The organism is Bradyrhizobium sp. USDA 336 (assembly GCF_044908355.1).
GTDB classification, from domain to species: domain Bacteria; phylum Pseudomonadota; class Alphaproteobacteria; order Rhizobiales; family Xanthobacteraceae; genus Bradyrhizobium; species Bradyrhizobium yuanmingense.
Map to the genome: position 1 here is coordinate 2,880,590 of NZ_JBIYDC010000002.1, position 13,694 is coordinate 2,894,283.

Sequence of the window (13,694 nt, forward strand, 5' to 3'; positions counted from 1 at the left end):
GCGGGGCGTTGAAATCGTTACGCTCTTCCGCCGACCGCAACGATACCGCCGGGGACCCGTGCTTACCTTTGACTCGTCGGGCAAAACAGGGGCATACTGGCATCATCGAGAGTTCGTCACACCCGCACGGAGCCGTCCGTCGCGGGTGTTATCTTTCGCGCATCTTTGCGTCGTGTCCATGCGAAACAATCCTGCCGCGTTCGGCTCCGGCGCAATCATCGGCACTCTGGGCGGCTTGATCGGTCTCGGTGGTGCAGAATTCCGGCTGCCCCTGCTCATCGGCCTGTTCGGATTTCGCGGCCTCGAGGCCGTGATTCTGAACAAGGCGACGAGCCTGATCGTGGTGGCGAGCGCACTGCCGTTTCGTGCACACGCCGTTCCGTTCGCGGAGATACATGCCCATTGGCCGATCATCCTGAACCTGCTGGCGGGCAGCCTTTTCGGCGCCTATGCCGGAGCATCCTGGGCGACGCGCCTAAAGTCCGGGGCGCTCTACAAGATCATTGCCGTCCTGCTGCTCCTGATCGCCGGCATGCTTTTGTTCGCACATGGCAACGAGGCGGCAACCCCACCGGCGCTGACAGGCGTGAGCCTGATCGTCGCGGGCATAGCAGCGGGCTTTGCGATCGGGATCGTGGCATCGTTGCTCGGCGTCGCCGGAGGGGAATTCCTGATCCCCACCCTGATCCTGTTGTTCGGCGCGGACGTGAAGCTGGCGGGCAGCCTCTCACTCGCGGTGAGCCTGCCGACCATGCTGGTGGGATTTGCACGCTATAGTCGCGACCAGAGCTTTTCGGTGCTCCGCGCAAATTGGCAGTTCATGCTTGCGATGGCCATCGGGTCCATCACCGGCACATTCATCGGCGGCCTGCTTCTCGGCGTCGTCCCGAATTCGATTCTTCTGCCGGGATTGGCTGTGATCCTGGTCATTTCGGCCGTGAGAATCTGGCGGCATGAGTAGGCTGGTTCCCGCGACGTGCCCTCGATCGGTTCGCAGATCGAGACGGATCGCTAATGGATGATCTGGCAGAGGAAATCCCTCGCCCGCTCCGTGCTCGGTGCGCGGAAGAAGGTTTCGGGGTCGGCTTCCTCGACGATGCAGCCGCGATCCATGAACACCACCCTATCAGCGATCTCGCGGGCAAAGCCCATTTCGTGCGTGACGCAGACCATGGTCATACCGTCCTTCGCGAGCTCCACCATGGTGTCGAGCACTTCCTTGACCATCTCCGGGTCGAGCGCGGAGGTCGGCTCGTCGAACAGCATGACCTTCGGCTGCATGCACAGCGCCCGCGCGATGGCGACGCGCTGCTGCTGGCCGCCGGAGAGCTGCCCCGGATATTTGTTCGCCTGGTCGTGAATGCGCACCTTGCGCAACAGACCGATCGCTCGCTCATGCGCATCAGTGCGGGACAGGCCCCGCACCTTCATCGGCGCCAGCATGCAATTCTCGACGACCGAGAGGTGCGGAAACAGGTTGAAGCTCTGGAACACCATGCCGACCTCGCGACGAACGCCGTTGACGTCGGTCATGCGGTCCGACAGCTCGATCCCGTCGACGACGATGCGCCCCGCATCGTGCTTCTCGATGTGGTTGATGCAGCGGATCAGCGTCGACTTGCCCGAGCCGGAGGGGCCGCACAGCACGATTTTCTCGCCGACGGCAACAGTGAGATTGACGTCGTTCAGGGCCGTGAAATGGCCGAACCGCTTCACCAGATTTTCCACGGTGACGATGGACGCCCGATTCCTCGCAGCGAGCTCAAGCATTTTCCTCTCCAAAGATTGGGATGACCGTGCGCAGCGCTAGCGGCGTAGTCCCACGATCGCATATCGCTTGCGTAAGGAGGCCACGCATTGCGATGCCGCCGAGCTGATGGCGAGGTAGACCATCGCAATGACCAGATACATCTCGACCAGACGGCCGTTCAGCTGCGCGAGTTTCGAGGCTGCGCCAAGCAGATCGGTGAGCGAGAGCACGTAGACCAGCGAGGTGTCCTGGAACAGGATGATGGTCTGGCTCAGGATGATCGGGCTGGCCACGCGGAGCACCTGCGGCAGGATCACGGAGCGATAGGTATCGAAGGTGGAGAGTGCGAGCGCCTGACAGGCCTCGAACTGTCCCCGGTTCACGGCCCGCAATCCGACGCGGATGATTTCCGAATAGTAGGCCGCTTCGAACAGGCCGAAGGTAATGAACGCGGTCCAGGTGGCGCCGATCGGGACCGGCCGCCCGTTGCCGCCGAGATGGCCAAGCACGATCGGCACCAGGAAGAAGAACCAGAACAGAACCAGGATCAGCGGAATCGAGCGCATCAGGGCGACATAGCCGCGCACGAGCTTGCCAAGCACGGGCACTTCGAAGTGCTGCACCAGGGCGAGACAAGTGCCGAGGACCAGGCCGACCACGAAAGCAACGGCGGTCAGCGCCAGCGAAAACAGCAGGCCCGACCAGAGGTAAGGCCACGCCTGAATGACAACGGAGAAATCGAGGTTGTTCACTTCACGACCTCCATCGCGTCAGGCAAGGAATCAATCGGTTCGATCGCGTGCGTCGCGCCCGGCCTGACTGCATCGTCCGCAGGGCCCGTGCCCGGAATGCGCACGGCCCTGTCGATCAGCGCCATCCCCTGATAGGCGATGAGCGCCAGCGCGAGGTAGACAAGCGTCGCGGCGCCGAAAGCGGTGAAGGTCTGGAATGTCGCTTCGCTGATCTGGCGGGCCTGCGCCGTTAGCTCCATCAGCCCGATGGTGAGCGCGACCGAGGTGTTCTTGTAGATGCCCATCACCTCGCTGGTCAGGCTCGGGATGATCAAGCGCAGCGCCTGCGGCACGACGATATAGCGATAGGTCGGATATCCGCCGAGCCCGAGCGCGCTTGCCGCTTCGACCTGACCTTTCGGCAGGGCCTCGATCCCGGCCCGCACCTGTTCGGCGATCCGGGCGGCGGTGTAGAGACCGAGGCACACCAGCGCCGGAAAGAACGATCCCCAGGGCGGCGGAATCTGCTTGATGGCGTTCCCGAGCGAGACGGGAAGAATCTCCGGCAGGACGAAGTACCAGAGAAACATCTGCACCAGCACAGGGATATTGCGGAAGATCTCCACATAGAGGCGGGCAAGCGCCGCGACGGGCCGATTCTGCACGGTGCGGCCGATGCCGACGACGACCCCGACCGCGAAGGCGATCCACCAGCCGAAGAACGCCAGCGCCAAGGTCCAGCCGAGGCCCGACACGAGCCAGTCGATATAGCGCTGGCCATCCGCGGTCTGTTCAAGAAGCACTGCAAACATGGCGAACCTCGGGGCTCGGTTTGCGGGACAGTCTCCGCCGAAGTCGCGATTAGTCCACCGCGTCGCTGGGACGCGCGATCCGTTCCGTGAGCTCGACTGTCAGCGGAAACGCCAGGTTCTCGTTCTTGGGCGGAATTGGCCTCGTGAACCATTTGGCGTAGGTCTTTTCGAACTGGCCCGACGCCATCTGCTTCGACAGAACGTCGTCAACCAGCGCCTTGAAGCCGCTATCACCCTTCGTGAACATCAGGCCATAGTAGATCTTGGCGTACCCCTCGGGGAGAAATATCAGCGCATCCGGATTTGGAGCCGTCGCCTTGAGGCCGGCGAGCAGAATATCGTCCTCCATGAAGGCGGCCGCGCGGCCGGTGTTCAACATCAGGAAGGATTCGGCATGGTCCTTTGCCTGGACGATGTTGAAGCCGAGCTGCTCCTTCGCATTCACGCCTTGCGCGAAGCCGACAGCATTGGAGCCCTGGGTCACGACGATGGTCTTACCCTTGAGATCACCGGCCGTCTTCAGGCCGCTGTCCGCTTTGACCAGCCAGCGCGGCTGGCTGACGAAGGTGGCGACGGAAAACGAGACCTGTTCCTGCCGCTTCCTGTCATTCGCCGTGCCGCCGCACTCGATGTCGACGGTGCCACTCTGGATCAGCGGAATGCGGTTGGACGAGTTCACCGGAACGTAATTGACCTTCAGATTTGGCAGGCCGGTCTCCGCCTTGATGCGCTCGACGATGGCCGCGCAGAGATCGAGCGAGAACCCGATCGGCTTCTGGTCCGGACCGAGATAGGAGAACGGGATCGAGGCCTCGCGGTGGCCGATGGTAATAGCGCCGTTCGACTTGATCCTGGCGAGCGTGGGGCTGTCGGCGGCAGTCGCGGCGCTGCCGAGGCCGCCAATGACCGCGAGACCTGACAGAATGCTCAAGACACGTGCAAACTTCGTCATGTACGTCTCCTTGCTGGACAGCCTATGCGGCTCTCGATGATGGCTTCACGCCGCGCCGCTGGATGACCTCGATCAGGCGGTCGACGTCACCAACCGTGTTGAACATCCCGAACGACACGCGAATGCCGTCCCGCTCCGGCGACACGCGGACGTTATTCTCCTCGAAATGGCCGAGCCATTCGGCTGCGGGCAGCGCAATGACGTAGATGTGCGGCGCGCGATGTTGCCGCGCGCGAGGGCCGACCAGGCGGACGCTGAGCGTATCGAGCCGGGCGATGAGGTGATCGCCGAGATCGAAGCAATGGTTCTGGATGTTCTCGACGCCCAGCGCTTCGATCATGTCGAGCGAGGCATCGAGCGCATGGATGGCCGGAAGATTGAAATTGCCGAGCTCGAAGCGGCGCGCGCTCGGGGCCGGATCGAGCCTGTCAGGCCGGGCGATCAGATCGGCCGGAACTTCAGCGAGGCTCGCGGCCGCAAGATAGGCAGGCTCGAGCTCAGCCCTCGACTTGTCCCAATAAAGCAGGCCCAGCCCTTGTGGCACGAGCAGCCCCTTATGGCTGCCCGAACCGATGAAGGTCGCGCGCATCGCTTTCGCATCGATCGGCACGACGCCGATCGCCTGCATCACGTCGACGACGAAATAGAGCCCCTTCTCCGCGCAGAGGGCGCCGATGCTTTCGATGTCGAAACGATGACCGGCATGGAATGTCACCTGCGAGATCGAGATCGCCCTCGTGCTCGCATCGATGTAGGGACGAAGGCTGTCGGCGTTCACGATCTCCGTCATCGGCACGAATGCGACGGTCACGCCCTTGCGCCGCAGATTGAGGAATGCGTAGGCGTTGTTCGGATGATCGCCGTGGATCATCAGGACCTTGTCGCCGGCGCGCAGCGGCAGCGCATTCGCGGCGATGTTCATGCTTTCCGAAGTGTTCTTGGTGAAGGCGATCTCGTCGGCCGATGCGCCGAGAAACCGCGCCAGCTTTTCGCGCGTCTGCTCGACGCGATCGAGCCAGAGGCTCTTCGGGCCGGCAGTCTCGAGACCTTCGCTCAGAAAACGATCGATCGCCGCCTTGACGGGACGCGCGAGCGGCGTCTGGAAGCCGGAGTCGAGATAGGTGATCCGCTCGGCAGCCGGAAACTCCTTCCTCACGGCATCGACGTCGTAAAGACCTGACATCCCGATCTCCTGAGCACGGTGGCTCGCACTGCACAAATCCTGTTCACCACCGGACAACGCCAACGATATGGGCACAGCACAAAAGCGGCTAGAACGATTTTCATATTTCAGTAGTTTTTATTCCGAAAAATGATAATTTTCTGAGATGGGTGGAGACTGGTGAAATGCAGCAGCTTAGTACCGACGGCCCACTGGACCGCGCGTTCGCGATCATTGGCTATGTCGCCAGCCAGACCAGAGCAGCCTCGGTTGCGGAGATCGCCGCTGCGCTGTCCCTACCGCTGCCGACGGCCCATCGGCTCATCGGAAATCTGGAGCAGCGCGGGCTTCTTCAGAAAGCCGTGGGGACGAAGCGCTACGTGGTCGGCAATCAACTGGTCTTGCTGTCGGCCGGTGTCATCGGCGCAGCCTTCCGCACCGCGCGGCGGCACGCGGTGCTTCGCGCCGTCGCCACCGAAATCGGCGAGCAATGCGAGATCGGGGTCGTGCGGGACAATGTCGTTGCCTACGTCGACAGTGTCCGCGTCTCGCAACCGCAAGGCCTCCAGTTCAATCCCGGCGAAGCGGCCCCGCTCCACTGCACGTCGACTGGCAAGATCTATATGAGCCGACTGCCGGAGCGCATGCGCGAGAAGCTGTGCCGCGCGCTCACGCTGACGCGATACACCGAAACCACGATCGTCGATGTCGAGCGCCTCATGGAGGTGCTCGATGCGACCCGCAAGCGCGGCTGGGCCAAGACCAATGAAGAATATGTGCGAGGCGTGGTCGGCTGTGCCGTTCCCATCCTCTCACCGGATCGCGAGCTGATCGCGTGCCTGGGTGTGTCCGTTCCCGTGGCGCGGGTGAGCTTCACTGAGCTGGATCGGTTCATAGCTCCCCTGCAGAAGGCCGCTGCACTGCTATCGGAGACAATCCTCGGGGACAACGAGGATGGCGTAAGCGACCCATCCTGATCGGTCTCGTTCGATCGAGTCCAATTCGATCTCGACATCAATGATTTGATCAAGCTTTCCGGCGTCGAGATCGATGGAGGCGAGCTCCCTTCGTCAGGAACCCGCCAACCATCTTGAAACGACGAGGCGGTTTCACATACATTGTCCGCGTGGGGACGATGCAGACTCCCCGTGAGACCCAGGTCCAAGCTCTGCGCAGCACGCACATACGTGGAGCTTGCGCATGGACACCGAACGTCACCCCTCCTCCCGCCAGACAATAGCCATCCTCTCCCGCGGCGACGCTGCCGCGCGGCGCGAGGCGACGGCGCAGAACAGCCGCTTCGTCCGCGTCTTCGAGGCGCTCGCCGCCGCAGGCATCGACGCCTTCCCAGCGATTTACGACGAGAGCTTTGCGGGCGCGGTCCGCGACCAATTGCTCGCAGCCGACGGCGTGCTGGTCTGGGTCGATCCGATCCACCAGGGCAAGACCCGCGCCGAGCTCGACGCCCTGCTGCGCGACGTCGCGGCGCAAGGGCCATGGGTGAGCGCGCATCCGGACATCATCCTGAAGATGGGCGTCAAGGAGGTGCTCTACCGGACGCGTCATCTGGGCTGGGGCGCCGACACGCATCGCTATGACACCGCGGCAAGCTTCCGCAGCCAGTTTCCGGCGCGCCTTCGTGCCGGCGGCCCGCGCGTGCTGAAGCAGAACCGCGGCAATGGCGGCCAGGGGGTCTGGAAGGTCGAGGCCCTGCCCGGCACGGAAAGCATGGTTCGCGTGCTGCATGCACAGCGCGGCAGCACGCCTGAGGACATGCCGATCGATGCGCTGCTCGCACGGTGCGAGCCCTATTTCGGTTGGGGCGGCTGCATCATCGACCAGGCGTTTCAACCGCGCCTGCCCGACGGCATGATCCGCTGCTACATGAGCGGCGCCAAAGTCGCAGGCTTCGGACACCAGAAGATCAAGGCGCTGATCTCGCCGCCGCCGGAGGGACCGGAGGCGCCTGAGGCGCAGCCCGGGCCGCGGATCATGCACGGGCCTGATGCTGCGCCATTCCAGGCGCTGCGAGGAGCGATGGAGGACGAATGGACGCCGCAGATGATGGCAACGCTCGGCATCGATGAGCCGTCATTGCCGGTGATCTGGGACGCGGACTTCCTGTACGGGCCGAAAGATGCGGCCGGCGCGGACACCTACGTGCTGTGCGAGATCAACGCGAGCTCGTGCTTTGCGATCCCCGAGGAGGCGCCGGCTGCGATCGCGCGGACGGTGAAGCAACGGCTGCTGCGGATCGAGAGCACACGGGCGCGAACTTAGCGGCGCTCGTCGGGAATGGCAGCAGCTGTCAGGCGACAGTACGACGCAATCCCGACTTGGCTGCGTTGTTGAAGCCACCGGGCTCGAGAGCTATCGATCTGGAACGTCATCTTCGATCGGAGGAAACGCATGAGCACCATCACCGGCGGCTGTCACTGTGGCGCAATCCGCTACGAAGTCGAGGGCGAGGCGATCGTGCACGCGCTTTGCCACTGCCGCGATTGCCGGCTTCACGCCGGGGCTCCGGTCGTCGGCTGGACGATGTACCCGGAGGGCGCGGTGAAGGTGACCAAGGGCGAGCCGAAGCTTTACCGCTCCTCGGAACACGGGCGGCGGCAGTTTTGCGGCGCGTGCGGAACCGGACTGTTCTACGTCAATGCCGACATACTCCCGGGGATGATCGACATCCAGAGCGCGACCTACGACGATCCCGAGGCGGTGCCTGCCACGATACAGATCCAGGTCGCCGAGCGCCTGCGCTGGATGGAGCATGCGCACGAACTGCCGGGATTCGAGCGCTATCCGCCGCAGCCGTAGTGGTGGCTAAAGCGGGATGAGTCAGTTTGATTGCTACAACGTAAGTGCGCTCCCTCTCCCGCTTGCGGGAGAGGGCTGGGGAGAGGGTGTTTCCACAGTGGGATAGCCCCCAAGAGGAGAAAGCCCTCACCCGCGCCTTCGGCGCGACCTCTCCCGCAAGCGGGAGAGGTCGCACCGAGCCCGCGGCTATAGATTCGAGCTAAAGCCATTCCGCTTTAGGCATCGCGCAGCACCGTCCGCTCCTTCATCAATCAATCGCCTCCGCGCCGATGAAGCGCATGAACGGCTTCTGGCCGTCGGCACCGAACAGCACCACCTCGTAGCGCTGCGGCGTGCCGCCTTCCATCCCGGGCGATCCGACCGGCATGCCCGGGACGGCTAGTCCCTTCGCGTTTGGACGCTCCGCGAGGAGGCGCCGCACGGCCGCAGCCGGCACGTGCCCCTCGACGACATAACCCGCGACCTCTGCCGTGTGACACGCGATCAGGTTCGAGGGGACGCCGAGACGCGCCCGGATCGGCTCGAGGTCGGGAGTCTCCTCCACCTGGACGGTAAACCCTGCGTCCCGCAGATGCTGCACCCAGCCGGCGCAGCAGCCGCAGCTTGGATCCCGGTGCACCGTGAGCGTGGCTGCGTCTGGCGCTGCCGCGGCACGCCTTGCAAAAGCTGCCGCGGCCATCAGCCCGACAAGGGACCGGCGGGTCATCAGATATGCGCGTTGCTTCATCTTCGGCTTCCTCTTCTGTCACTCCGGCGCCTCGACATATGATCGTGCGTCACGGCTCGCCTCATCCGGCCGGCTCCACGACGCGCAATCTGGCGCCGATCGGCTTGGGCATCTCAGCCGGTTGTCCTCTGTCCTCGCGCTTGGGCGGCAGGCGGAAGCCCTTCACCAATCCGAAGATCGCCGGGATCACGATCAGCGTCAGCAGCGTCGACGATATCATGCCGCCGATCATCGGCACCGCGATTCGTTGCATGATCTCCGACCCGGTTCCGGTGCTCCACATGATCGGGAGCAGGCCCGCCATGATAGCGACGACCGTCATCATCTTGGGACGGACGCGCTCGACCGCACCCACCATGATGGCATCGTGGAGATCCTGCCGGGTGAAGCTCCTGCCCTGGGCGCTGCAGGTCGCCTTCATCTCGGCCAGGGCATGCTCGAGATAGATCAGCATCACGACGCCGGTCTCGGCGGCGACGCCCGCGAGCGCGATGAAGCCGACGGCGACGGCGACCGACATGTTGAAGCCGAGCCACCACATCATCCAGATGCCGCCGACCAGCGCGAAGGGCAGCGACAGCATGACGATGAGGGTTTCGGTCATGGCCCTGAAATTCAGGTACAGCAGCAGGAAGATGATCGTCAGCGTCACCGGCACCACGATCTTCAGGCGCGCCGCGGCACGCTGGAGATATTCGTACTGACCGCTCCAGACCACGTAATATCCTGGCGGGAACTGGATGCTGTCAGTCACGGCGCGTTGCGCATCGGCGACGTAGCTGCCGATGTCGCGATCGCGGATGTCGACGTAGACGTAGGTCGCGAGCTGGCCGTTCTCGGTCCGGATCGAGGTCGGCCCCCGCGCCGGCTCGACCTTCGCGACCTCGCCGAGCGGCACCGCGCCGCCTGCGGGCATCGGCACCAGGATATCGCTGGCGATCGCCTTGGGATTGTCGCGCAGGTCGCGCGGATAGCGCATGTTCACCGTGAACCGCTGCCGCCCCTCCACCGTCGTCGTGACGGTCTGGCCGCCGAGCGCCGCCGCGATGGTGTCCTGAACATCCTGGATCAGGATGCCATAGCGGGCGAGCGCCTCGCGATCCGGGACGATCTCGAGATAGTAGCCGCCGATGCCGCGCTCGGCATAGGCCGATGAGGTGCCCGGCACCGTCTTGATCACCCGTTCGACCTGCTTCGCCAGCCGGTCGATCTCGACGAGGTCGGTGCCCATCACCTTGACGCCGACGGGGGTGCGGATGCCGGTGGACAGCATGTCGATGCGCGCCTTGATCGGCATGGTCCAGGCGTTGGAGACGCCCGGAAACTGCAGCGCCTTGTCCATCTCCGCGATCAGGCTGTCGACCGTGACGCCGGGACGCCAAAGCTCCTTCGGCTTCAGGCTGACCAAGGTCTCGAACATCTCGGTCGGCGCCGGATCGGTCGCGGTCGCCGCCCGCCCCGCCTTGCCGTAGACCGATTCGACCTCCGGGAACGACTTGATGATGCGGTCCTGCGTCTGCATCAGCTCGGCCGCCTTGGTCACGGAGATGCCGGGCAGCGTCGTCGGCATGTACAGCAGCGTGCCCTCGTTCAGCGTCGGCATGAACTCGGTGCCGAGCTGCCGTGCCGGCCAGATCGTAACGGCGAGCACGACCAGCGAAGCCAGGATCACCGGCGTCTTGGCGCGCAGCACACCCTTGATGACCGGGCGGTAGATCCAGATCAGGAAGCGGTTGATGACGTTTTTCCTCTCCGGCACGATCCTGCCGCGGACGAAGATCACCATCAGCGCCGGCACCAGCGTGACGGACAACAGGGCCGCGGCTGCCATCGCGAAGGTCTTCGTGAACGCCAGTGGGCTGAACAGCCGCCCCTCCTGCGATTCCAGCGTGAAGATCGGCATGAACGAGACGGTGATGATGAGCAGGCTGAAGAACAGCGCCGGACCGACCTCGGATGCCGCGTCGATCAGGATCTGAACGCGCGACTGACCGGGCTCGGCGCGCTCGAGGTGCTTGTGCGCGTTCTCGATCATGACGATCGCCGCATCCACCATGGCGCCGATCGCGATCGCGATGCCGCCGAGGCTCATGATGTTGGATCCCAGGCCCAGCAGCTTCATGGCACCGAACGCCATCAGCACGCCGACCGGCAGCATCAGGATCGCGACCAGCGCGCTGCGGACATGGAGCAGGAACACGATGCAGACGAGCGCGACGACGATGCTCTCCTCGAACAGCGTGTGCTTGAGCGTGTCGATCGCCGAATAAATCAGGCCGGAGCGGTCGTAGACCGGAACGATCTCGACCGACTTCGGCAAGCTGCTCGCGATCTCCTTGAAGCGCTTCCTGACGTTTTCGATGACGTCGAGCGCGTTGACGCCGAAGCGCTGCAGCACGATGCCGCTCGCGACCTCGCCCTCGCCGTTCAGCTCCGCAATGCCGCGCCGCTCGTCGGGCCCAAGCTCGACATTGGCGACGTCCCGCAGCAGCACCGGCGTGCCGTTGCTGGTCTTCAGGACGATTTTGCCGAGATCGTTGATGCTCTTGATGTAGCCCTTGCCGCGGATGACGTATTCGAACTCCGACAGCTCGACCGTGCGGCCGCCGACGTCGGCATTGCTGGCACGGATCGCCTCCCGGATCTTCTGCATGCTGATGCCGCGATCGCGCATGCGCTGCGGGTCGAGCACCACGTTGTACTGCTTGACGAAGCCGCCGATGCTGGCGACCTCGGCGACGCCTTCGGCCTTGGCCAGAGCGAATTTCAGATTCCAGTCCTGGATCGTGCGCGTGTCGGCGAGGTTCAATTCTTTCGACATCACGGCGTATTGATAGACCCAGCCGACGCCGGTCGCATCGGGCCCGATGGTCGGGGTGACGCCGACGGGAAGCCGCGACGTTGCGCCGTTCAGGAACTCCATCACGCGCGAGCGCGCCCAATAGATGTCGGTGCCGTCCTCGAAGATCACGTAGACGAACGACACGCCGAAGAAGGAGAAGCCGCGCACCACCTTCGATTTCGGCACGGTCAGCATCGCCGTCGTCAAGGGATAGGTGACCTGGTCCTCGATCACCTGCGGCGCCTGGCCGGGATATTCGGTGTAGACGATGACCTGGGTGTCCGAGAGGTCGGGGATCGCATCCAGCGGCAGATGAAGCAGCGCGTAGACACCGGCGGCCGCCGCAAAGCCGGTGCCGAACAGCACCAGCAGCAGGTTGCGTGCCGACCAGGCGATAATGCGGGCGATCATTTGTGCTCTCCCGTCGCATGGCCGGCGTCGGCGGCCTGAGGCGCAGCCTCGGCAAAGCCTTTCAGCGCGGCCTTCAAATTGCTTTCGGCATCGATCAGGAAGTTGGCGGATGTGACCACCGCTTCGCCTTCGGCAAGGCCGTCCCGCACCTCGATAAAGCCACCACCGCGCCGGCCGAGCTTCACCTCCCGCGGCTCGAAGCGCCCGTCCCCCTTATCGACGAGGACGGCCTGCCGCGTGCCGGTGTCGAGCACCGCGCTGTCCTGGATCGCAAGGACGGGCGCGCCATCTCCCGTATCGACGTCGGCATCGACATACATGTCCGGCAGCAGCATCGCATCTAGATTGGCAAGCTCGATGCGGACGCGAACCGTCCGGGTTTCGCGGTTCACCTGCGGATAGATCACCGCGATCTTGCCGGTGAAGCTTCGGTCGGGAAAGCTGCGCGCGCGCACCGTAACGGCCTGCCCGACCGCGATGTTGCCGAGATCGCGCTCGGCGACGTCGACCAGAGCCCAGACCAGCGAGGTGTCGGCGATGCGGAACAGCACGTCGCCGGGATTGGCGCGCATGCCTTCGATCGCATTGCGCTCGAGCACGATCCCGTCGCGCGGCGCCGACCAGTGGATGGTGACGGGCGCGAGGCGCGTTTTCTCCATCTCGGCGATCACCCGCTCGGGGACGTCGAGATTGATCAGCCGTTGCCGCGAGCCGCGGCCGTAGATCTCGACCCCGCCGACCGTCTTGGAGGTGATGGTCGCGAGATAGTCGGCCGCCGCGGAGGCGACCGCCGAGCTGTAGATCTCCATCAGCGGCTGGCCCGCCTTCACGCGGGAGCCGGTGGTGACGTCCGCGATCTTCTGCACGAAGCTCTCGGCGCGCATCGCGATCACCGAGACGCGGCGCTCGTCCAATTGGATCGTACCGGGCGCCTTGACCAGGACCTGGACCGGTCGCCGCGCCACCGGCTCGGACTTCACGCCGCTGCGCTGGATCTTGCCGGGCGACAGTTTCACCGTGCCGTCATCGGCGTCGTCGCCTTCGTAGACGGGGATATAGTTCATCCCCATCGGGTCCTTCTTCGGCACCGGCGAGGTGTCGGGCAGGCCCATGGGATTGCGGTAGTAGAGGATTTTTCGCGATGAAGCCGCCTGCGGTGGCTTCGGCTCTGCCTGGGCGGCCTTGTCGTCATCGTAGACCGGCAGATAGTCCCGCCCGCGGTCGTCCTTCTTTGGCCCGGCGGACCAAAGCGGCGCGCCGCTCGGATCGCGATAGTAGAGCGGAGTCCGGTCCGCTGGCGCCGCAGCCGGGGTCACCTCGGCATGGACCGACCAGCGCCCCTCGTTCGAGAACCAGTACGCGCCAAGGGCGAGGCCACTGCCGAGAGCGAGAGTCGTCAACAGACGCAACGTCTTCATGGTTGTTTCGCGCGCTCGGAGCGCGCGTCCATCTGAATGGGAAAGAGAAGTTCGGGCGCCGTCCAACGGCGC

Annotated in this window: 12 protein-coding genes; 4 read left to right on the forward strand and 8 right to left on the reverse strand. The window is 64.2% G+C overall.

The window, feature by feature from the left end:
• Nucleotides 1–178: 178 nt before the first annotated feature.
• The gene (locus tag ABIA45_RS14425) at nt 179–961 is read left to right on the forward strand and encodes a sulfite exporter TauE/SafE family protein (RefSeq protein WP_404655676.1); all 783 of its coding nucleotides are present in this window, start codon (nt 179–181) and stop codon (nt 959–961) included.
• A gap of 50 nt (nt 962–1,011) precedes the next feature.
• Here ABIA45_RS14425 and ABIA45_RS14430 read toward each other — a convergent pair whose 3' ends face one another.
• From ABIA45_RS14430 to ABIA45_RS14450, 5 genes are read right to left on the reverse strand one after another with little or no spacing between them, the layout of a single operon-like run.
• The gene (locus ABIA45_RS14430; protein ID WP_404652514.1) at nt 1,012–1,770 is read right to left on the reverse strand and encodes an amino acid ABC transporter ATP-binding protein; all 759 of its coding nucleotides are present in this window, start codon (nt 1,768–1,770) and stop codon (nt 1,012–1,014) included.
• Between the two features lie 36 nt (nt 1,771–1,806).
• Nucleotides 1,807–2,502, reverse strand: coding sequence for an amino acid ABC transporter permease (locus tag ABIA45_RS14435; RefSeq protein ID WP_404652515.1), 696 nt, complete (start codon nt 2,500–2,502; stop codon nt 1,807–1,809).
• On the reverse strand, nt 2,499–3,293 hold the full coding sequence (locus ABIA45_RS14440) for an amino acid ABC transporter permease (protein WP_404652517.1): 795 nt from the start codon (nt 3,291–3,293) through the stop codon (nt 2,499–2,501). The genes ABIA45_RS14435 and ABIA45_RS14440 overlap by 4 nt, the downstream gene beginning before the upstream one ends.
• 49 nt (nt 3,294–3,342) lie before the next feature.
• A complete protein-coding gene (locus ABIA45_RS14445) occupies nt 3,343–4,245 on the reverse strand; it encodes an amino acid ABC transporter substrate-binding protein (RefSeq protein ID WP_404652518.1) in 903 nt (300 codons plus the stop codon).
• 22 nt (nt 4,246–4,267) lie between these two features.
• On the reverse strand, nt 4,268–5,428 hold the full coding sequence (locus ABIA45_RS14450; protein ID WP_404542371.1) for an aminotransferase class V-fold PLP-dependent enzyme: 1,161 nt from the start codon (nt 5,426–5,428) through the stop codon (nt 4,268–4,270).
• Nucleotides 5,429–5,592: 164 nt separating this feature from the next.
• On the opposite strand from ABIA45_RS14450, the gene ABIA45_RS14455 reads away from it, so the two are divergent.
• The 3 genes from ABIA45_RS14455 to ABIA45_RS14465 all read left to right on the forward strand — a co-directional run bounded on the left by ABIA45_RS14455 (nt 5,593) and on the right by ABIA45_RS14465 (nt 8,224).
• Nucleotides 5,593–6,384: an IclR family transcriptional regulator gene (locus tag ABIA45_RS14455; protein WP_404652519.1), complete on the forward strand. Its 792-nt coding sequence runs from the start codon at nt 5,593–5,595 to the stop codon at nt 6,382–6,384.
• 223 nt (nt 6,385–6,607) lie between these two features.
• Complete coding sequence (locus tag ABIA45_RS14460; protein ID WP_404652520.1) at nt 6,608–7,687, forward strand: Cj0069 family protein; 1,080 nt, start codon at nt 6,608–6,610, stop codon at nt 7,685–7,687.
• A gap of 129 nt (nt 7,688–7,816) precedes the next feature.
• On the forward strand, nt 7,817–8,224 hold the full coding sequence (locus tag ABIA45_RS14465; RefSeq protein WP_404652521.1) for a GFA family protein: 408 nt from the start codon (nt 7,817–7,819) through the stop codon (nt 8,222–8,224).
• A gap of 247 nt (nt 8,225–8,471) precedes the next feature.
• Here ABIA45_RS14465 and ABIA45_RS14470 read toward each other — a convergent pair whose 3' ends face one another.
• From ABIA45_RS14470 to ABIA45_RS14480, 3 genes are all read right to left on the reverse strand, one after another.
• Nucleotides 8,472–8,951, reverse strand: a complete 480-nt coding sequence (locus ABIA45_RS14470) for a DUF411 domain-containing protein (protein WP_271545216.1) — start codon at nt 8,949–8,951, stop codon at nt 8,472–8,474.
• A 61-nt stretch (nt 8,952–9,012) separates the two neighbouring features.
• A complete protein-coding gene (locus tag ABIA45_RS14475; RefSeq protein WP_404652523.1) occupies nt 9,013–12,204 on the reverse strand; it encodes an efflux RND transporter permease subunit in 3,192 nt (1,063 codons plus the stop codon).
• A complete protein-coding gene (locus tag ABIA45_RS14480) occupies nt 12,201–13,622 on the reverse strand; it encodes an efflux RND transporter periplasmic adaptor subunit (RefSeq protein WP_404652524.1) in 1,422 nt (473 codons plus the stop codon). The genes ABIA45_RS14475 and ABIA45_RS14480 overlap by 4 nt, the downstream gene beginning before the upstream one ends.
• Nucleotides 13,623–13,694 lie beyond the last annotated feature (72 nt).